Here is a 19,222-nt window from a genome sequence, read left to right as displayed (position 1 = left end):
TGCTCGTTTCGTGATAAGAGTGTGCACATTAGTGCGCGAAACGTCGCCTAGCAAAGAGCGTACCTGCGCGAAGCTCTCGCGGAGGTTGCGTTGCCGTGGATAGTCCACGCAGAATAGCGCTCGAAAGACCGGGAAACCGAGCGCTTATGCGCAGCACAACGGCCCGATGGGGGAACAGCCATGAGTCACGCCAAGGCGGAGATCGCCAGCCAACCCGATTGCTGGCGGCAGGCCGCCAAGATGGCGGACTCGGCCGGGCTGCCCCTGCCGGGCGAGCGGGTGGCCGTCGCCGGCTGCGGCACGTCCTGGTTCATGGCGAAGGCCTACGCGGCCATGCGCGAGGCCGAGGGACACGGCGACACGGATGCCTTCCAGGCCTCGGAATTTCCGCTCCGGCGCCGCTACGACCGGGTCCTCACGATCAGCCGCTCCGGCACCACCACCGAGGTCGTCCAGTTGCTCGACGCCGTCAAGGGCCGCAGCCGGACCACCGTGATCACCGCCGACGACCGGTCGCCGGCCGCCTCGACCGCCGACGAGGCCATCGTCCTGGACTTCGCCGACGAGCTGTCCGTGGTGCAGACCCGCTTCGCCACCAGCACGCTGGCCCTGCTGCGTGCCCACCTGAACTACGACATCGAGCCCGTGGCGGCCGACGGCGAAGTGGCCGTCCGGCTGCCGCTGCCGGTGCACCCCGCGCTCGCCGAGCAGATCACCTTCCTGGGCCGGGGCTGGACCATCGGCCTCGCCGAGGAGGCCGCCCTCAAGTGCCGCGAGGCCGCCGGCTGGTGGGCCGAGGCGTACCCGGCGATGGACTACCGGCACGGCCCGGTCTCTATCGCCGCGCCGGGCCGGGTGGTCTGGGCGTTCGGCGAGATCCCGGCGAACCTCTGCGAGGAAGTCGAGAGCACCGGCGCGGCGTTCGTGCACAGCCGCTACAACGGCGGGTACGCGGCCCTCGGCAGCTGGCGCGGCGGCGAGCGCCCCGGGCTCGATCCCATGGCCGACCTCATCGTGGCGCAGCGCGTGGCGGTGCTGCTCGCCACCAGCCAGGGCCTCGACCCGGACCATCCCCGCAATCTCACCCGGTCCGTAGTCCTCGCATGACACTCGGGTCCGGCGACGTCGTCATAGCGCTGGACGTGGGCGGAACCGGCATGAAATGCGCCCTGGTCTCTCCGTCCGGCACAGTGCGTCACGCCGAGCGGCATCCGACGCTGGCGCGGCGCGGCCCGGAGGCGGTCACGGCCACCATCCTCGACATCGCCGCCGGCCTGGCCGCCCGCGCGCGGGCCGACGGGCTGCGGCCGGTGGCCGCCGGCGTGGCCGTTCCCGGCGTGGTCGACGAGGAGTCCGGCACCGCCGTGTGGTCCAGCAACATCGGCTTCCGGGACGTACCGCTGCGGGACCTGGTGGCGAAACGGCTCGGGCTACCCGCGGCGCTCGGCCACGACGTACGCGTCGGCGGCCTGGCCGAGGCGCGCCTCGGCGCGGGCCGCGACCAGCGGCACGTGCTCTTCATCGCGATCGGCACCGGGATCGCGGCCGCCCCCGTGGTCGACGGGCGGACGTTCGCCGGCGCCCACGGCGCGGCCGGCGAGGTCGGGCACATCATCGTGCGGCCGGGAGGGCCGCCGTGCGGCTGCGGGGCGCGCGGCTGCCTCGAATCGATCTCCTCGGCCTCCGCCGTCGGCCGCCGCTACGCCGAGCTCTCCGGCGAGGAGGAGGTCACGGCGTACGACGTGGCGACGCGGGCCGCGACGGGCGACGAGCTGGCGAACCGGGTCTGGACGGAGGCGATCGACGCCCTCGCCGACGGGCTGCTCACCGCGCAGGCGCTCTACGACGCCGGGATCGTCGTGCTGGGCGGCGGCCTGGCCGAGGCCGGTGAGGCGCTGCTGAGCCCGCTGCGGACGGCCCTTGCCGACCGGATCACGTTCCACCGGGTGCCGCGGATCGTCCGGGCGGCGCTCGGCGACACCGCCGGCTCTCTCGGTGCTGCGCTGCTGGCCCTGGACTCCCTGGAGAACCCCACGTGACGGAGAAGATCTTCGGCCGGGTCGTCCGGCCGGGCGCGGTGGTACCCGGCGTCGTGGAGGTGGACGGCCCCACGATTCTCACCGTCGCGGAGCACGCGGACGCGGGCGACGACGTCATCATCCCGGGCTTCGTGGACCTGCACTGTCACGGCGGCGGCGGGCACACCTTCACCCGGGGCGACGCCGGGGACGCGGCGAAGGCCGCCGCGTTCCACCTGCGGCACGGCACCACGACGATGCTGGCCAGCCTGGTCAGTTCCCCGTACGAGCTGATGCGCGACGCGACCGCCGCCTACCTGCCGCTCGTGAGCCGGGGCGTCATCGCCGGCATCCACTTCGAGGGGCCGTACCTGAGCGCGGCGCGATGCGGGGCGCAGAACCCGGAGTTCCTGCGCGACCCGTCCCTGGAGGAACTCGGCGCGCTGGTCGCCTTGGCCGCGGGCGCGATCCGCATGGTGACGATCGCTCCCGAGCTGCCGGGCGCGTTGGACGCCATCCGGTATCTCGCGGCGCACGACGTGGTAGCCGCGCTCGGGCACACCGACGCGACGTACGAACAGACCCTGGCCGGGGTGGCGGCGGGCGCGACGGTCGGCACCCACGTCTTCAACGGCATGCGGCCGCCGCACCACCGCGAGCCGGGCCCGGTCGTGGCCCTGCTCGACTCCCCCGAGATCGTCTGCGAGTTCGTCGCCGACGGCATCCACCTGCACGACGGGATGCTGCGGTTCGCGGCACGCGCGACGCCGCACCGAGCCGCACTCGTCACCGACGCGATGGACGCGGCGGGCATGCCCGACGGGACCTTCGAGCTGGGCGGCCAGGAGGTCACGGTCGCCGACGGGGTGGCCCGGCTGGCCCGCGACGGCTCGATCGCCGGCAGCACGCTGACCATGGACGCGACGTTCCGGCGGGCGGTGGACGCGGGCATCGACCTGCCCACCGCGGCGGCGATGGCCGCGACCACCCCGGCACGGGCGCTGGGCCTGGCCGACGAGGTCGGTGCGCTGGAGGCGGGCCTGCGCGCGGACCTGGTGGTGCTGTCCGCGGACCTGCGGGTCAAGCGGGTGATGCGGGCCGGGGAGTGGATCTAGGTTCGATTCCCCACGGTACGCGCGCCAGCACGCGACCCAGGACCAGGCCGAGCAGCAGCCCCGCCACCGAATCGGTGATCCAGTGGAACCCGGTGTACGTCGTCGTGACGAAGACGATGGCCGGTGGGACGACCCGCAGGACGAGGTAGACCCGGCGGGACAGCGGCTTGCGCAGCACGAGGGCCAGCAGGAACCCGATGACGAAATACCAGACCACGGTGTTGGCGAGGTGCCCGGAGGGGTAGCTCATCGCGTACCTGCCGGAGGCGTCCGGGTTGAACAGGATCTCGCGGTTCGGGCCGACGAAGGCCGGCGCCGCCCGGTCCAGCCAGATCTTCAGCGGGCCGATCGTCAGGTACATCAGCACGAACGCCGCGACGAAGACCAGCAGCGGGCGCACCGACCGCAGCCGCAACGCGGCCCACCCGGCCAGCGCGATGGCGACCGGCATGAGGACCTGACCGCCCTGGCCGAGATAGTTGAACACCCGCAGGGTCAGGTCGAGCGGGGCCGGCCGGTGCTCCGCCGCCCAGTCGGCCACCGCCACGTCCAGAGCCAGCAAGTGGCCCCTTGCCAGCGCGACGGTCAGCAGCACGAACCCGGCGAGCAGCACCAGTTCCACCCACCAGTTCCGCACCCGCATGTCGGTCACGCTACCGGCCGGCCTCAAGATCAGAGGTACGACTGGATCCTGGAGAACAGCACGTCGGCGCGGACGCCCGAGTTGGGGCAGCCCCCGAAGTGGTGCAGGGCTACCACCTTGTCGGTCTTGCGAGACAGCACCGGGCTTCCACTCGAGCCGCCCTCGGTGTCGCAGTAGTAGGACACGTCGGAGTCGCGGGCGTACCCGTCGAACGCGTTGTCGGCGACCGCGCAGGTGCCCGCCTTCTCACCCAGGCGGCCGGCGATGCGCGTAGGCTCGCCCGCCGGGTGCTGCGGCACGTAGAGCTCCTGGCCGCGCGTAGGCCGGATGGTGTCGAGGGTCAGGTAGCCGAACTTGCCCACCTTGCCGAAGTTCTCGACGGTGAAGAGCGTGTAGTCATAGACGTGGTTGGTGGCGATGACCCTGTCGCCCCAGACCTTGGTCGGCCGGAACACGTCGTAGCCGCCGCACTTGGCGCACTGGTAGTTGAACCACACCTCGGTCTCGTACGCGTCGTCCGAGTTGTCGAAGCAGTGGTTGTTGGTCAACATCCGGTTCTTGGTGCCGATCCGCCAGCCGGTGCAGAGTTCGGTGCCGTTGATCAGCAGCCGCGCGATCGCCTTGGAGCGGGTGTAGGCGACCGGGTCGGCCGACCGGTAACAGATGGCATCGCTGCTCTCGTCACCGCCGCAGACCGACTCCTCGCGCCCGGTTCGGCGGGGGTTGCCCGCCCGCTGCCGCTCGTTCTTCGAGAAGCCCTTGGCCACCTGGTCGACGTGCACGCCGAGGCGGCCGAGCAGCGAGCTGAGCAGTGCGCCGCCGCCTCGGTGCACCTCGAGCACGGCGGTGTCACCGGTGATCGACATCGCCCAGCGGTCGTTCGGAGCGGCGGTGTCGAGCAGCTTCGGCGCGTCGTAGCGGTACGACTCCTTGCCGAAGGCGTCCGAGACGGTCACGTAGTCGCCCGGCAGCATCGTCATGCGGCCGAAGTGCAGCTTCACGTACGAAGCGCCGGGATAGTGGAAGACCTCGCGCTTCGGCGCCGTGTATCCCAGGAGCTTGTCGACGCTGAGCAACTCGCCGATCTTCTGACGGCCGTCCTCGGCGGGCTGGGTCGCGGACTCGTGGTCGATTTTCCCGCCGCCCTGGGACCCACCCCCCGCCGTGGCCGCGTTCTTCCCGGCCGCGCTGTTCCCGTCGGCTGCCTTCGCGCCCACGGGCTGCTGCACCGCGACCGGCGTGGGAGCGGCGATCGCGGGATCCTGCCAGGTGCCGACCGTCCGGCCCTCGTCCCCGGTCTGCGTCCAGGCCACCGTGCCGGCCGTACCCACCAGGGCCAGGGCAGCGCACGCCCCGGCGACGATGCTCACCGCGCGTCGCAAATCCACTCCCGTCCCTCAAAGCCGCATCGCCGACATAAGAAACAATCGGGCGATCTCGCTTGTATGTAACGAGCCAGTTGCGGCAGCGACGCGCCGTCGCGACCGGGCACACTGGGGGCCGTGCGCATAACCTCGGCCCTCGTCGACCCGGCACTGCTGGACCTGCCATGGCACCTGCCGCTGGAGGAGTGGCCGACGGACCGCCTGGTCGCACTGCCCCAGGGCATCTCGCGGCACATCGTCCGGTTCGTCAAGCTCAACGACACCGTCTACGCCCTCAAGGAGACCCGGGAGCGAATCGCTGAAAAGGAGTACGACCTGCTCCGCGCGCTGGAGCGGATCAACTTCCCGGCGGTGGAGGCGGTCGCCATCGTCGCCGACCGGGTCGACGACCTCGAGAGCGTGCTGATCACGCGGCATCTGCAGTTCTCCCTGCCCTACCGGGCGTTGTTCTCGCACGTGCTGCGCCCGGAGACGATGAACCGGCTGCTCGACGCGCTCGCGGCGCTGATCGTCCGGATGCACCTCACCGGCTTCTCGTGGGGCGACTGCTCACTGTCCAACACGCTGTTCCGCCGGGACGCCGGCGCGTTCGCCGCCTACCTCGTCGACGCCGAGACCGGAAACCTGCACCCCCGCCTCTCCGAGGGCCAGCGCAGCGAGGACATCGAGATCCTGCGGCTCAACATCTTCGGCGAGTGCCTCGACCTGCAGGCCGCCGAGCTGCTGCACGAGGCCATCGATCCCGAGACCGTGGTGGACGACATCGTGGCCCGCTACGAGCGGCTGTGGCACGAGGTCACGTACGAGCAGGAGGTTCCCCGCGACGCCCGGCACGACATCGAGGGCCGCATCCGCCGGCTCAACGATCTCGGCTTCGACGTCGCCGAGGTGTCGCTGTCCACCGTGGACGGCGGCTACCGGGTGCGTCCCAAAGTCGTCGACGCCGGCTACCACACCCGCCGGCTGATGCGCCTGACCGGGCTCGACGCGGAAGAGAACCAGGCCCGGCAGCTCCTCAACGACCTGGACACCTACCGGGCCGAGAGCGACCTCACCGACGAGCAGCAGGCCGCCCACCGCTGGCTGACCGAGGCCTTCGAGCCGGTCGTCCGGGCAGTGCCGACCCACCTGCGCCGCAAGCTGGAGCCGCAGGAGATCTTCTCCCAGATCATCCAGCACAAGTGGCTGCTCTCCGAGCGGGCCGGACGTGACGTGGGCATGGGACCGGCGGTGCAGTCGTACCTCGCCGACGTGCTCGTCCACAAACCCGACGAGCAGGCCGTCCTCTAGTCGAGCACCAGCGGTTCCGCGGGCGGGGTGGCCCGTTCGACCAGGGCCCGCAGGCCCGCGCGGCGGGCGACCACGAAGATGCGGTCTCCGGTGGCCAGCGCCCGGCGCGGGTCCGGCGCCCAGTCGACCCGTTCGTCGCCGGTCGACACACCGATCACCCGTACGCTCAGCTCCCGGTCGGCCTGGCCGAGCGGCGCACCCGCCAACGGCGAACCGGCCAGCACCCGGACCGCGGCGACCAGCAGCGCGTGCCGATCGACCGGGATCGTGGCGAGCACGTCCCGCTCCAGCATCGCCGCGGCGAAGGCGGGCGCCGCCAGCCGGGACACGCTGCGAGAGATGTCGATGTTGAAGGCGGTCTGCACCCGCTGGGCGAAGTCGTCGTCGAAGAGCCGCAGCACCACGCGCAGATCCGGGCGCACATCCCGGGCGTTCAACGCGGCCTGCAAGTTGGTGACATCGTCGGTCGACACCACGACGAGTGCCTTGCTGGTGGCCACCGACGCCGCACGCAGCGTCTCCTCGAGCGCCGCGTCACCGACGATGAACGGCACGCCCAGCTGCTGCGCCACCTTGGCGCCGCGAGCGTCCGGGTTGCGGTCGATCGTCACCACCTCGAGCCCGAGATCGACCAACTGACGCAGCACGCGCGTGCCGACGTTGCCGAGGCCGACCACGATGATGTGGTCCTCGCGGTCGTCCGGAACCGCGCCCCTCGACAGCGCCAGCCGCGCGTTGACCATGCCCTCGACCACCGCCGCGGTGATCAGCGGCAGCAGCGCGAGCCCGGCGATGGTGAGGACGAGCTGAGCGGCCTGCGCGACGGCATCGCGCTTCATCTCCACATCGGACGACCCGACCGCGGTGAGCAGCGTGACATAGATGGACTGCCAGAAGCCGTCGACCTCGTCGGCGTGAGCGAGGACCGTACCCGAAATCGCCGTCACCGCCAGCGTGATCATGACCGCCATGCCGAGCTTGCGACTCAGCGCCGCCCGCAACGCCCGGCCGAAGGTAGCGAGCGGACGGCGGCGGCGTTTGCGGGCACGGGCCAGCCGCTCGGCGGCGAGGGTCTGGCCGGCGGGACGCCCGGTCGCCTCGGCGAGGACGAGATCCGCCGGCCGCCGCGCCTCCGGCGCCGGCTCCGCGGGCAGGACGTTGACCCGCCCGGCGCCATCCCCCGCCGTCAGGGCACAGATCACGTGCTCCGGGGGTACGTCCTCACGCCGCGCGACGTAGACAGTGCGACCCGGAAGCCGCACGTGGGTCGGCGCCACCTCACCCAGCGAGGCGGCGACGAAGGCCGGCGCCGCCATGCCCGCGTCGGAGAGCACGGCGCAGTCGGCGAAGAGGCGGCGGACGCCGTACCCGAGCCCGGAGTTGAACATGCGGATCACCAACCGCAGATCGGGCTCGACCGCCTGGGCGCAGAGTGCGCCATGCAGATTGACCACGTCATCGGGCATCACCAGAGCCAGCGCCGCGGCGCCCGCGAGCCCCGCGGCGCGGAAAGTGCGCTCGTCGAGCCGGTCGGCGCGGACCACCCGGACACCGCGCAGACAGCCCAGATCCGGCACGTCCGCGCGCAGCTTCGACGGGATGACCACCGTCAGCCTGATCCGGTGACCGGTGTTCGCCAACTCCTCGGCGACGGTGTAGACCAGCGCGTCCGCGCCACAGACCACGAAGTGCGGCCGGGTGTCACCGTTGCGCGGCAGTCCCTCGCGCAGCCGCGACACCAGCGATCTGCGGGACACCTCGCGGGTGGGATCGACGGCCATGGCCGCATCGTAGTCAGCCGGAACCCCTCCCCGGGGCCGCTCGTTGCCCCTTCCGAGGCTTTCATCCCCTATCGCCTACATCCATACCGCAGGAGGAGATCCGATGCGCAAGTGGTTCTATGCCGGGGCGGTGGTCGGCAGCCTGCTGCTCGGCGCGGCACCCGCGCACGCCGACGACGTGGCACCGTCTCCCGTCGGCGATCTGACAGGGTTACTGTCCACGGCGGACGCCGGCCAGGGGCTCGGCCTCGACCCGGCGGGCGGCCTGAACCTGGCCAACCCGCTCGGCGGCAGCGACATCGTCGGCTTCAAGCCCGGCACCAACTCCGCCGACCTGAGCGACGTGACATCCCGCGTGACCCCACCGTCCGCTAATGAAGCCGGCGAGCCTGCGGACCGCAAGCCGGCCGCCGGCGTCCCGGCCGCCGACCTGCCGGGCCTGCTTCCCCAGACCGGCGGCGGCCTGCCGACCGACGGGCTCCTCGGCGGCCTTCCCCTGCTCGGCGGCCTGCCGCTCCTGGGCGGCCTGACCCCGGACGGCCGCCCGGCGGTCGCCGCACAGCAGGAGTCGGGCCCGTTCACCGACGGCGCGCCCCTGCTCGGCGGCCTCGGCGGTCTCAGCATCTTGTTCCCCACCAACGCGGCCTCGACCTTGCCGAGCGGATTCCCGGCCGGCGGCACCGACGTCACGCCGTCCGCCCTGGACCACAACAAGGGCGACGACGTGCGGGACCAGCGGGTGCACGAGGAGCCGATCGACGACGAGGCACGCTCGTTCTCCGGCGGCGGCCGCCCGGTCGCCGGCGAGGACGCCGACTTCCACTGAGCCGAGGGACCCGAAGAGCCCGCCCCCGGCGTTGTGGGGCGGGCTCTTCGCAGATCGGGCGGGCCTCTGTCCGACAAATCCTTAGTTCAGCGGTCTCCGGTCACGTCCCACGACAGCAGCAGGAACGGCTCCTCCTCGTTCGCGCCGGCCCTGCGGTAGGTCCGCTGCGCGGCCTCGTTGTCCTGCTCCGTGCCAACCCACATGCCGTAACAGCCGCGCTCCCGGGCGATGCCGGCGAGCGACTCGACCAATGCGGTGCCGACGCCCTTGAGGCGGGCGAGCGGCGCGACGCCGAGTTCGTAGATGAACATCTCCGTACCCTTGTCGGGGTGGGTCATCTCCACCCCGGAGATCATGCCGATCGCCCGGTCTCCGTCGTAGGCCAGCAGGAGGTGGTGGCCTGGGGCGGCAAGGAACTTCTCGGTGGCGTCCGGCAGCGGCGGGCCGTCGAAGAGATCGGCCGCCCGGTGCACCGCGGCGGCGTCCGTGATCCGCTCGATACGCATGGCGACACCATAGTGGTCTGGTTCAGGCGAAGTCGCGGCGCTTGAGCTTGGCCATCCGACCGTCCGGGTGATGCCACACGATCCCCTCGAACTGGGGGTGGGCGAGCAGCCAGTCGCGCAGACCGTCGAGGTCACGAGGTGCGTCGAGGGTCTCGGCGTCGTGGTGCGACACCAGTTCGTGGGCCTCGGTGCTTTCCGGGTTGCCGTTGATTTTCGGGCCGACCAGTTCGTACGTGCCGGCCCGGCGCTGCTCGTTCCCGAGCGCCTCGGCGTGGAACTTCGCGAACGCGGACTGGCCGATCGGCTCCCAGCCCATCGTCTTGCCCGTGGTCTCGTCGACCGAGAGGGGCACGTAATGGGGCGGCGGGTTCTTGCCCGGCCTCACCTCGCGGCGCGCCCACCAGTCGCCGTGCTCGTCGAGCATCACGCACGTGCCGTCGTATTTGCGGGTCGCGATTACATGTGGGTCGCTAAAGACCCATTCACAGCCTGGCGTTACCTGCCTCGTCACAAACCGGCGGTCGGCCTTGTTTCGAACAAAGACAGTCGGAATCTTCTTCATCGGCCCTTCATCTCTCGGCGTTCAACCTGGTACTGGGCAAAAATGAGTTCACGTTCAGCGGCCACATCCGGTGGTAGCCGAAGCCCGCTAGCGCTGTACGTCAGCGTTCGCTGCATGGCGAGTAGCAGATCAGCAAGCTCTGGCTTGATGACAAGGAAGGGACGAACGGCAACGAGTAGGGCCGCCATCCGCGGCCCTTCGCAGCGCCAATGAAATACCCGCAGATGGTTTGGCTGAGGCGGTTGGCCAGCCTGCGCTCCACCGCCAAGTCGTAGCTGGAGCCACTCAATCACCCGCTGCGAGGTGTTGGAGACACGCAAAATGCATCGAAAGTGAAGCCCTCCTCGAGGGTCGCGTTTCCTATAGATCAGGAGGCAGCCTTCGCCGTCGATCAGACCGGCAATGTAGGCCAGCTCGGTCAGCGAGAGCGCTGAGACGCTTGCGTCCGTGGGCGGGGCCTCCGCCGGTTCCGTTCGGCAACCCGCTGGTTGTCCTCTCCTGCGAGTAACACCACGTGCTTCGAGAAGCCGGCGGATGGTCTGGTCGCCCACTCCGAACTCATGAGCCAACCTGCGTGCAGACTTGCCGTCGACGTACGCCTTGACAACTGCGTCCTCACGACCGGCCAGCACGGTCACGCCCGGCCCCCTTCCGGGACGGCTCGCCCTTGCCGCCGAGCACCCGCTGGCGAGCCGGGCTGACCTCGGACAGCGCCTGCTTCAGGTCGTCCGGATCGCGGCGGAACAGGAATCTTCTGCATGCTGCCATTGTTCTCGGCAGGTCAAAGCGAATACGGTGCCCCGAGGCCCCAACCCCGCCTAGCTTCGAAGAGCCCCGTGAGATGGCGACGAGGCGTGGAGAGGCGGGCTCAGTCGGCGTGCCAGGAGCGCCAGAGCGCGGCATAGACGCCGCCGGCGGCCACCAGATCTTCGTGGGAACCGAGTTCGATGACGCGGCCGTCCTCCATGACCGCGACCCGGTCGGCGTCCTGCGCGGTCTGCAGGCGGTGCGCGATGGCGATGACCGTACGGCCGGCGAGGACCGCGACCAGCGCCCGTTCCGCGTTGCGGGCCGTCGACGGGTCGAGCAGGGCGGTGGCCTCGTCGAGGATGAGCGTGTGCGGGTCCGCGAGGACGACCCGGGCCAGCGCGAGCTGCTGGGCCTGGGATCCGGTCAGCTTCGCACCGCCCGAGCCGAGGAGGGTGTCGAGATCGTCGGGCAGGTCCCGCCACCAGGATGCGTCAACCGCGGCCAGAGCGGACGACAGCTGCTCGTCGGTCGCGTCGGGTCGGGCCAGGGTGAGGTTCTGTCGGAGGGTGCCCTGGAAGACGTGGTGTTCCTGGGTGACCAGCGCGACCTGGCGCCGGAGTCGATCCGGCACCAGGTCGGCCACGTCAACCCCGCCCACGGTGATCCGACCGGTGTGCGGCCGGTCGATCCCGGCGATCAGCCGGCCGAGCGTCGTCTTGCCGGCGCCGGACGGGCCGACGATGGCGAGCCGCTCGCCCGGCCGGACGTCGAGGGTGACGCCGCGGACGACATCGCGTCCGTGTCCGTAGGAGAACCGCGCGTCGACGATCTCGATCCGGTCACCGGACGGCTCGACGTCCGTCCGAGGCTCGTCGCGCGGGATGGTGGCCAGGCCCTCGACCCGCGCGTACGACGCACCGCTGGACTGGAGCTGCTCGACCCAGAGCATGATCGTCTCCAGCGGCGCGACCAGCTGGCGCAGGTAGAACGTGGACGCGACCACGACGCCGACGCTGATCTCACCGTTGTGCAGCAGCACCGCCCCGAGCAGGAGCGCGCCCACCACCGGCAGGCTGTATGCGATGTCGACGCTCGGCAGCAGCACGCTGCGCAGCCACAGGGTGTACAGGCGGGCCCGGCGCGACTCGGAGATCGCCGATTCGCTCGCGGCGATCCGCAGCTCCTCGAAGCGCAGCGCCTCGACCGTCCGGGCTCCGGCCGCGGTCGTCGAGACAACCTCGGCGATCGCCGAACCCGCCGCGCCTTCGGTCAGGTAGCCGCTGCGGGCGCGGCGCAGGTACCACCGCAGCACGACGGCGATCACCACGAAACACGCCAGGCCGCAGAGGCCGAGCCACGGATTGATGACGACGAGAACGACGATGATCATGAGAACCTGGGCCACGGAGATGACCACGTCGGGTACGGCGTTGCGCAGAGTCGAGGCGACCATGCCGACATCGGTCGTGCCGCGGGCGATGAAGTCACCGGAGGGCACGCGCTCGACCACCGCCGCCGGCAATGCCAGCGAACGCTCCACGAACCGCTCGCGGATCCGGGCCGCGGTCCGTTCGCCGAGCCGGGCTGACGCGTACCTTGCGTACCGTGAGAGCAGCAGTTGGGTCACGGTGACGACCAGGATCACCAGCGCGAGCCAGTCGACGCGGGCCACCGCCGACCGGAGGGTCGAGTGCTGGATGATGTCGACGATCCGGCCCAGGAGCCAGGGTGTGACCAGGCCGGCGATCGCGGCCAGCAGGTTGAGCACCACGACGACAGCGAAGCCGGACCGGTCGGCGTCGAGCTCGCGGCGCATCGCCCGGCGGACCTCGGCCGGCTGTGCGACCGGCAGCGACTCGATCATCGCGCCCACTCCGTGACAGCGCCGCGGGCGACGAGCGCCCGGTAGCCGGGTTCCGTGTCCAGCAGGAATTGGTGCGATCCGACGGCTGCGGAGCGGCCGTCGACGAGATAGACGACGACGTCGGCCTGGCACAGGACCAGCGGCGACGTGGTGGTGACCACGGTGGTCAGGCCGGCTCGCGCCGCCCGGAGGCGGGTCGCCATCGCGGCTTCGGTGTGTACGTCGACGGCGGAGGTCGGCTCGCACGCGAGCAGTACGCGCGGCGCCGCGTGGACGGCCCGGGCCAGGCGCAGGCGCTGGCGTTGGCCACCGGACAGGTTCCGACCGTTCGACATGACCACGGAGTCGAGCCCGTCCGGCAGGGCGTCGACGACGTCGTTCGCGACCGCGACCGTCAGCGCCTCGCGGATCTGATCATCCGATCCCGGGTGCCGCCCGGCGACGACCTCACGCAGGCTGCCGGAGAAGATGTCGGCGTCGTTGTCGGCGACCAGGATTGCGTCCCGGACGGCGGTCAGCCCGACCTGGTTGAGGCGGACGTCGCCCCAGGTCGCCTCGGATTGAGCGAACCGGCCGAGCCGATCCACGATCTCCGCCCCGTCGGCCGGCCTCGCCCCGGCCAGCGCGGTGAACCGACCCTCGTGGACCTCGACGCCGGAGACCGGGTCGCGGAGAACGGCCGGGGCGGCGGGAGCACCGACCACGTCATCGCCGTCGACGTGATCCACGGGGAGGTTGAGGAAGCCGATCACGCGCCGGGCGCTGACCAGAGCGCGCGCGATGTCCGTACCGCCCTCGATGAAGGACGCGACCGGCACGACCAGCATGGCGACGTAGCCGGTGACCGCGACGAGATCACCGGTGGTGATCGTGTGGGTAGCCGCCATCCGCACCGACAGCCAGGTCACGACGGCGAGGAAGATCGCCGGCAGACCGAAGGCGAGGGCACCGATCCAGCTCGTCACCCCGCCGACCTCGTACCCCTTCTCGCGCAGCGCGTTCGAACCGCGGCGGTACCGGTCGAGGAACGCCTCCTTGCCGCCGAGGCCACTAAGGACCCGCAGGCCGGTCATCATGTCGACGAGACCGCCGGTCAGCGCGCCCTGCTGCTCGCGATAGCCGGAGCTGAGGCGCTCCAGCGGGCGCAGCAGCGGCCCGACCGCGAACGCCAACAGCGGCACGCCGGCCAGGATCACCAGGGCCAGCACCCACGAGATCGACAAGAGCAGGAACGCGACCACGATGTACGCCACGACCGCGCCGATGCCCGGCCCGGTAACGGTCAGCGATTGAGCGATCGTCTGAACATCAGCCACACCGACCGCGACGACCTCGCCGGATGACACCCGGCGGGCCAGCGCGGCCCCGAGCCTGGTCTCCTGCTTCAGGATCGCCCGGACCATCTGGAACGACGCGGCCATGCGTATGCGGGTCATAGCGCGGTGCCGGGCGGTGCCCATGACGGCATTGACGACGGCCATGCCGAGCAGGGCCGCCACCCACAGGACGAGCGCGGTCGAGTCGCCGTGCGTCAATCCGTCGTCGATGGCTCGCGCGATCAGGTAGGGCGGGACCGCGAGGCCGACCATCCAGAGGGTGCCGAACGTGGCGCCGGCCAGGACCCGGCCCAGCTGGGACCGGACCAGCCACCACAGGAACCGCACCGCCGACCCCAGATCACGTGGTCGGGGCACTGTCCGAGGGGCAGCTGGGTCGGCCATCGGCACAAGGTACCGGCCGGGCCGGGTCGGCCGAAGGGGCGCGTCAGCGGGGGGCGAGAACCCGTGCCGCGGGAATCTCGCCGGGCTGGCTGGCCGGGACGCGGTTGGCGGAGAGGCGGTTGGCGACGAAGTCGGCCCTCTCGCAGTTCTTACGGGTGCCCTTCTTACCGACCACGCATGCGTCCGCCTTGCCGGCCCCACCGTCGATGCGGTCCTTGCCGAAGTGGAACGCCGGGTCGGAGTCCATGCTGTCGCCGAACAGCTTGTCGTCTCCGCCCAGGCCCTTGATGGTGTCGTCGCCGTAGTAGCCGAGGATGTGGTTGGCCTTGCCGTTGCCCGTCAGCGTGTCGTCGCCGAGACCGCCGACCAGGCCCTCGATGTCGCCCGCGATGGTGTCCTTCTCACCCTTGGCGCCGTCGTCGCCCTTCTTCTTGTCGAGGTCGGCACGCACATTGTCGAAGTGGTCCGTGTAGTTGGCGAGGTCGCCGGTGCCGGGCCCGCCCTTCAGGACGTCGTTGCCGGCGCCGCCCGCCACCTCGTCGAAGTTGCCGGCGCCGCCGTCGAGCTTGTCGTTGCCGGACTTGCCCTCGAGGAAGTCGCCGGCGCCGCCCCTGCCGTACAGCTTGTCGTTGCCGGCACCGCCGTCCAGGTGGTCCGCTCCGGAGCCGCCGATCAGCTTGTCGTTGCCCGAGCCGCCGAACCCGCGGAGTGCGATGGCGGTCTTGTTGGTCACCCAGTCGTTCTTGTCGCCCAGGACGACGGTGATCCGGTTGACGGGCTTCGCCGTCGTGCAGGACACCTTGGTCTTGTCCCGGCCGACCCGCTTACACCCCTTGCCGGGCTTGATCGCCACCTTGTCGTCGAACACGATGGTGGTGCCGGAGCCGCTGATGGACACGCCGTTGGTGGCCTTCGAGCCGGCCTTGAACTCGACCTTCGCGGTACCGACGACCTTGGCGGTCCCCACCGTGGAGGCGGCGCTCGCCGAGGGGGCCACCGCAACCGCGCTGACGACCGCGGCCGTGGTTACCAGACCGCACAGCAGGATGCGACGAGTCGACATAGGAATCCCTTCTCGGAGCGACGCGCCGTCAGACGCGCGAAGAAAGGATCTTATTGATCTTGGCACACGCCTGTCTGTCCCTTCGAGGGTGGCGCGACTCACGTCCGGCATCGAAGCAAGCAAGTCGGCCCAACGCACCGCCGTCGAGCCCGGGCGAGGACCGGGCCACTTCCCGCTGGTCAGCGGATTTCGTACACCGCCATGCGGTCGTTGCTGTACCGGAGTGCGGCCAGCTGCGCCAGCGCGGGACCTTCGGGTTTGATGACCCGGTCCACGACCAGGAACCGGACGTGGTACCTGTCCCGCATCTTGGAGATCCGCTCCGGGGTGGGGTCCGACATGACCAGGTCGTTCAGTTTCAGCAGTTTGGGATTCCAGAATGCCGGCGCCGGTTGGCCAGCCACCCGGGGAGCGAACTGCCAGCCTTCGACCAGGACCGAGCGCTCGGCATAGGCGCTGAGCCAGAAGACGTGTGCGCCCCGGCACTTGTTGTCGTCAGCATGCAGGGTTCGGCAGTGCACGTTGGTGGCCAGGATGTCGGTCGGGTCGCTGTTGTCGCGAATCCAGCGAGCCGCCTCCACTCGGGATGCCGGCATCGGCCAACTACCCCAGCCGCCGCCGTTCATGTCGCTGAGGTTGCGCTTTGCGTCGAGCAGCAGGCCGGGAGAGCCGGCGACCAGGATGCCGGTCAGTAGGACCAAGCCGCCCCGGCCCTTCCAGCCGGGCGAGAACCGGGTGGAGAACCGCCAGATGATGCCGGCGACCAGTGCGAAACCGGCAAGCACACCGGCCGGAACCAGGACCGGCAGCATGGAGTCGAACGAGTACCGCGGCTCTGGTGACGGCTCGGAGACGATCAGGGCGACCACGGCGACGGCGACGGCGAAGATCGCGGTGCCTGCGCCGAGGACGACCCGGCCCCTCCGGGGGAGGGCGGCTTTGTCGAAGAGTAGAAGCCAGCCCCACGCCGACAGCAGGACGCCGAACGGCAGTCCGGTTCGCATGAACCACACCGCGTTCATGTCGTCGAACAGGAAGAACAGTGCCGGGCCAGCGACCGCGCTGCCGAGGAGGAACAGTTGCACCTGGTCGAGGCGGAAGCGCTGGCGCCAGGCGAGCGCGACGATGCCGGCCAGGCGTAGCTGCATGTTGATCAGAAAAGCGACCCAGACAGTGACGATCAGCAGGGCCTGCTCGCCGAAGGGCCGCCCACCCGTGGGCTGCTTCCAGAACGTCTCGATGTTGTGCAGTGGGTCGACGGCCAGACCATATGTCTGGAAGCGGAACAGCACCGCCATCGAGAACAGTTGCCCGAGGCCGGCGATCACGCCCATCGCAACGATCGGCCACGAGATCTTCCGGGTGAACAGCAGCGTCAGCGCGCCAGCGAAGGCGAGACCGGCGACCAGCACCGGCAGAGTACTGGCCTTGGCCCCGCTGGCGGCGATCACCAGCAGCCCGGTGATCAGGTAGGCGCCCCAGCCCAGCGGCGGGACGTCGGACTCGCCGTCCCGCCGGTGCCCGGTGTCCCCGCCGGTCGGCTCGCTGGATCGGCGGCGCAGTACCTCTCCGACCACAGCGATGAGCGCGGCGATCAGCGCCCAGCTGTATGTCATCGACAGACTCGGCCAGACGACCATCTCGACCTGGGTGCCGAAGATCAGGCTGATCGGGTCGGTGAAGTTGAACGACCCGATCACCAGGAACAGCACGGCCGCGACCAGGCCGGCGTAGCGACGGCCGGTAAGGCGCCAGCCGGCGACCGCGGTCAGCGTCGCGGTAAGCGCGAACATCGCCGGGATCATCAGCCGCATGGTCAGGACCGGCAGGTCGATGTGGCCGACCATGCTGCCCATCGCCAGGTGCACGAATGCGAACCAGTGGTAACGCAGCGGCTCGCCTGCGACCTGCGGCAGGTCCAGCGGGAAGTTGTGCTTCGCCTCACCGGCGAGGGACAACTGGTAGGCCAGGTCGATGTACTGCCGGGTGCTCTCGCTGTCAGGCAGGATCGGGTTCTCGACGAAGAACGTGGCATAGACATACCCGGCGAAGAACATCACCACCGCGGCCAGGGCCCACGACCAGACCAGTCCGACCGGGGTGTAGCCGGTGACCCGCCAGTGCCGGCGCAGCCGCGGCACAGCCGCAAACGGCACGACGACCAGTAGCGGCCAGAGGATCGCCGCGTCACGCAGACCGACCGCGGAGAAGAACGCCCAGGCGGCCAACTCCAGGGTTAGGCCGACCGCCGCGCCCAGAGCAAGATCCTCGGCGAGGGTGTGCGGCTGGCGGCGCAACGCTCGAAAAACCAGGGTTCCGGGCAGGATCACGGCGAAGATTGCGTATGCGGTGTATCGCAGCACGTCCAGGACCGAGGTACCGGACGCCGCGAGCAGCCCCGCCCCGACCAGATAGGCGACCAGCAGCGGCAGCCACCGCTGAAACCGGCTCCGGGTGAAACCCGCCGCCAAGGCGACGTCGGGAGCCTCGAGGATGACGTTTTCAGTGGTGCTTGTCACAGGCCAATCCGCTCCTGTACGGAGTTCTCGACACTGGTACGGCTAGCCGGTACCCGCGGACCCGCCACCTGCTCTTCGGTATCCGAAGCGATGAAGTACGCCGGACGGTTCTGCACCGCGGTGTAGAGCCGTCCGATGTACTCACCGAGCAGGCCAAGGCACAGCAACTGAATGGCGCCCAGGAACAGCACCGCCAGGAAGAGCGACGACCAACCGGGCACCACCGAGCCACGCGCGTACGCGACCAGACCGCTGACCACCAGCGCCGCGCACAGCGCCATCCCGGAGATACCGAGCCAGGTAGCCAGACGTAGCGGCGCCGCGGAGAAGTTCGTGATGCTGTCCACTGCCAGGATGATCATCTTGCGCAACGGGTACTTCGTGCTGCCCGCCGCGCGCTCCTCACGGACATAACTGACCTGCCCGCTCGGGAACCCGATCCACGGCACCAGCAGCCGCAACACCGGCGCCCGCTCCGGCAGCTCCCGCAAGGCCTCCACCGTGGTGCGGCTCAACAGCCGGAAATCACCGCCCTGCGACGGCACGTTCCGGCCTACCAGCCGGCGCATCAGCCGGTAGTAGAATCCGGCGGTCAGCCGTTTGAACGCGGTATCGGTGCCCCGGTCACTGCGGACGCCATACACGATGTCCAGACCCTGCGCCCGGGCCAGCTCCAACATCTCCGGGATCTTCTCCGGCGGGTCTTGCAAGTCTGCATCGATGCTGGCGACATAGGCACCCCGCGACAACATCAGGCCAGCATTCAGCGCCGCCTGATGCCCACTGTTCCGGCGCAGGCGGACGATGCGTAGCTGCGGCCACGTCCGGCGTACACCGAGTAGCACTGCATACGTCGCGTCGTGGCTCCCGTCATCGACGGCGACCACCTCGTAAGGCTCACCGATACCATCGAGGGCCGGCCGCAGCCGCTCGATCAGCAGCGGAACAACCTGCTCCTCGTTGTACATCGGAATGACGACCGACAGCGTCAGGCCGGGCTCACTCATGGGCTCGACTCCCCTCGTGTTTATATATGAATCAGAGCGGACGACGAGAGTGCCAGCCGATCCGGCCTTGCGGTGACACGCAGTGCGCAACCTCGATGTTCAAGCGCTAGTGGCGTAGAGTAGCTCGCCCGCCTAGGTCCTGGTTAGCTGCCTCCGCAAGTGTTGGAGATCG

Annotated in this window: 16 protein-coding genes; 5 read left to right on the top strand and 11 right to left on the bottom strand. The window is 70.1% G+C overall.

From position 1 onward, the window contains the following. The first annotated feature begins 180 nt into the window (after window positions 1-180). Genes AB0M36_RS27605 through nagA form a run of 3 tightly spaced genes read left to right on the top strand, consistent with a single transcriptional unit; the run spans window position 181 to window position 3,133 of the window. On the top strand, window positions 181-1,107 hold the full coding sequence (locus AB0M36_RS27605; RefSeq protein WP_364162798.1) for an SIS domain-containing protein: 927 nt from the start codon (window positions 181-183) through the stop codon (window positions 1,105-1,107). Next, window positions 1,104-2,039, top strand: a complete 936-nt coding sequence (locus AB0M36_RS27600; RefSeq protein WP_364162795.1) for an ROK family protein — start codon at window positions 1,104-1,106, stop codon at window positions 2,037-2,039. The genes AB0M36_RS27605 and AB0M36_RS27600 overlap by 4 nt, the downstream gene beginning before the upstream one ends. Further along, window positions 2,036-3,133, top strand: a complete 1,098-nt coding sequence (gene nagA, locus AB0M36_RS27595) for an N-acetylglucosamine-6-phosphate deacetylase (protein ID WP_364162792.1) — start codon at window positions 2,036-2,038, stop codon at window positions 3,131-3,133. The genes AB0M36_RS27600 and nagA overlap by 4 nt, the downstream gene beginning before the upstream one ends. Here the strand turns inward: nagA and AB0M36_RS27590 are convergent. Both AB0M36_RS27590 and AB0M36_RS27585 read right to left on the bottom strand, forming a co-directional pair. Next, window positions 3,099-3,776 (bottom strand): phosphatase PAP2 family protein, encoded by a 678-nt coding sequence (locus AB0M36_RS27590; RefSeq protein ID WP_364162789.1) that lies wholly within the window; start codon window positions 3,774-3,776, stop codon window positions 3,099-3,101. The genes nagA and AB0M36_RS27590 overlap by 35 nt on opposite strands. A gap of 29 nt (window positions 3,777-3,805) precedes the next feature. Further along, entirely contained in the window at window positions 3,806-5,164 is a 1,359-nt protein-coding gene (locus AB0M36_RS27585; protein ID WP_364162786.1) for a serine protease, read from the bottom strand. Window positions 5,165-5,278: 114 nt separating this feature from the next. Here AB0M36_RS27585 and AB0M36_RS27580 point away from each other — a divergent pair, with 114 nt between their 5' ends. Further along, entirely contained in the window at window positions 5,279-6,451 is a 1,173-nt protein-coding gene (locus tag AB0M36_RS27580; protein WP_364162783.1) for a DUF4032 domain-containing protein, read from the top strand. Here AB0M36_RS27580 and AB0M36_RS27575 read toward each other — a convergent pair. After that, window positions 6,448-8,232, bottom strand: coding sequence for a TrkA family potassium uptake protein (locus tag AB0M36_RS27575; RefSeq protein ID WP_364162780.1), 1,785 nt, complete (start codon window positions 8,230-8,232; stop codon window positions 6,448-6,450). The two genes, AB0M36_RS27580 and AB0M36_RS27575, sit on opposite strands and share 4 nt — an antisense overlap. Window positions 8,233-8,335: 103 nt before the next feature. Between AB0M36_RS27575 and AB0M36_RS27570 the strand changes: the two genes are divergently transcribed. Continuing rightward, window positions 8,336-9,058, top strand: a complete 723-nt coding sequence (locus tag AB0M36_RS27570) for a hypothetical protein (protein WP_364162777.1) — start codon at window positions 8,336-8,338, stop codon at window positions 9,056-9,058. Between the two features lie 86 nt (window positions 9,059-9,144). Here AB0M36_RS27570 and AB0M36_RS27565 read toward each other — a convergent pair whose 3' ends face one another. From AB0M36_RS27565 to AB0M36_RS27530, 8 genes are all read right to left on the bottom strand, one after another. Beyond that, complete coding sequence (locus tag AB0M36_RS27565) at window positions 9,145-9,564, bottom strand: GNAT family N-acetyltransferase (RefSeq protein WP_364162775.1); 420 nt, start codon at window positions 9,562-9,564, stop codon at window positions 9,145-9,147. Window positions 9,565-9,586: 22 nt separating this feature from the next. Further along, entirely contained in the window at window positions 9,587-9,988 is a 402-nt protein-coding gene (locus AB0M36_RS27560; protein ID WP_364163155.1) for a DUF5565 family protein, read from the bottom strand. Between the two features lie 134 nt (window positions 9,989-10,122). Next, the gene (locus tag AB0M36_RS27555; protein WP_364162772.1) at window positions 10,123-10,764 is read right to left on the bottom strand and encodes a hypothetical protein; all 642 of its coding nucleotides are present in this window, start codon (window positions 10,762-10,764) and stop codon (window positions 10,123-10,125) included. A 230-nt stretch (window positions 10,765-10,994) separates the two neighbouring features. Next, window positions 10,995-12,740 carry an ABC transporter ATP-binding protein gene (locus tag AB0M36_RS27550; protein ID WP_364162769.1) on the bottom strand — a complete coding sequence of 582 codons (1,746 nt, stop codon included), beginning with the start codon at window positions 12,738-12,740 and terminating at the stop codon, window positions 10,995-10,997. After that, on the bottom strand, window positions 12,737-14,329 hold the full coding sequence (locus AB0M36_RS27545; protein WP_364163152.1) for an ABC transporter ATP-binding protein: 1,593 nt from the start codon (window positions 14,327-14,329) through the stop codon (window positions 12,737-12,739). The genes AB0M36_RS27550 and AB0M36_RS27545 overlap by 4 nt, the downstream gene beginning before the upstream one ends. Before the next feature lie 175 nt (window positions 14,330-14,504). Further along, the gene (locus AB0M36_RS27540; protein ID WP_364162766.1) at window positions 14,505-15,524 is read right to left on the bottom strand and encodes a calcium-binding protein; all 1,020 of its coding nucleotides are present in this window, start codon (window positions 15,522-15,524) and stop codon (window positions 14,505-14,507) included. A gap of 179 nt (window positions 15,525-15,703) precedes the next feature. After that, complete coding sequence (locus tag AB0M36_RS27535) at window positions 15,704-18,043, bottom strand: hypothetical protein (RefSeq protein WP_364162763.1); 2,340 nt, start codon at window positions 18,041-18,043, stop codon at window positions 15,704-15,706. Further along, window positions 18,040-19,050, bottom strand: coding sequence for a glycosyltransferase family 2 protein (locus AB0M36_RS27530; RefSeq protein ID WP_364162760.1), 1,011 nt, complete (start codon window positions 19,048-19,050; stop codon window positions 18,040-18,042). The genes AB0M36_RS27535 and AB0M36_RS27530 overlap by 4 nt, the downstream gene beginning before the upstream one ends. Window positions 19,051-19,222 lie beyond the last annotated feature (172 nt).

This window comes from Actinoplanes sp. NPDC051346, from assembly GCF_040682215.1.
In the GTDB taxonomy this organism is placed as follows: Bacteria; Actinomycetota; Actinomycetes; order Mycobacteriales; family Micromonosporaceae; genus Actinoplanes.
The sequence above is the reverse complement of the archived record's forward strand: the minus strand, read 5'-3'. Positions and strand labels throughout refer to the sequence as shown.

Bases quoted from the DNA above. Each gene is read 5' to 3' on its own strand.
- AB0M36_RS27600 (WP_364162795.1), top strand. From the start codon at position 1,104: ATGACACTCGGGTCCGGCGACGTCGTCATAGCGCTGGACGTGGGCGGA.
- AB0M36_RS27590 (WP_364162789.1), bottom strand. From the start codon at position 3,776: ATGCGGGTGCGGAACTGGTGGGTGGAACTGGTGCTGCTCGCCGGGTTC.
- AB0M36_RS27565 (WP_364162775.1), bottom strand. From the start codon at position 9,564: ATGCGTATCGAGCGGATCACGGACGCCGCCGCGGTGCACCGGGCGGCC.
- AB0M36_RS27545 (WP_364163152.1), bottom strand. From the start codon at position 14,329: ATGGTCGGCCTCGCGGTCCCGCCCTACCTGATCGCGCGAGCCATCGAC.
- AB0M36_RS27560 (WP_364163155.1), bottom strand. From the start codon at position 9,988: ATGCTCGACGAGCACGGCGACTGGTGGGCGCGCCGCGAGGTGAGGCCG.
- AB0M36_RS27570 (WP_364162777.1), top strand. From the start codon at position 8,336: ATGCGCAAGTGGTTCTATGCCGGGGCGGTGGTCGGCAGCCTGCTGCTC.
- AB0M36_RS27530 (WP_364162760.1), bottom strand. From the start codon at position 19,050: ATGAGTGAGCCCGGCCTGACGCTGTCGGTCGTCATTCCGATGTACAAC.
- AB0M36_RS27540 (WP_364162766.1), bottom strand. From the start codon at position 15,524: ATGTCGACTCGTCGCATCCTGCTGTGCGGTCTGGTAACCACGGCCGCG.
- AB0M36_RS27575 (WP_364162780.1), bottom strand. From the start codon at position 8,232: ATGGCCGTCGATCCCACCCGCGAGGTGTCCCGCAGATCGCTGGTGTCG.
- AB0M36_RS27550 (WP_364162769.1), bottom strand. From the start codon at position 12,740: ATGATCGAGTCGCTGCCGGTCGCACAGCCGGCCGAGGTCCGCCGGGCG.
- AB0M36_RS27605 (WP_364162798.1), top strand. From the start codon at position 181: ATGAGTCACGCCAAGGCGGAGATCGCCAGCCAACCCGATTGCTGGCGG.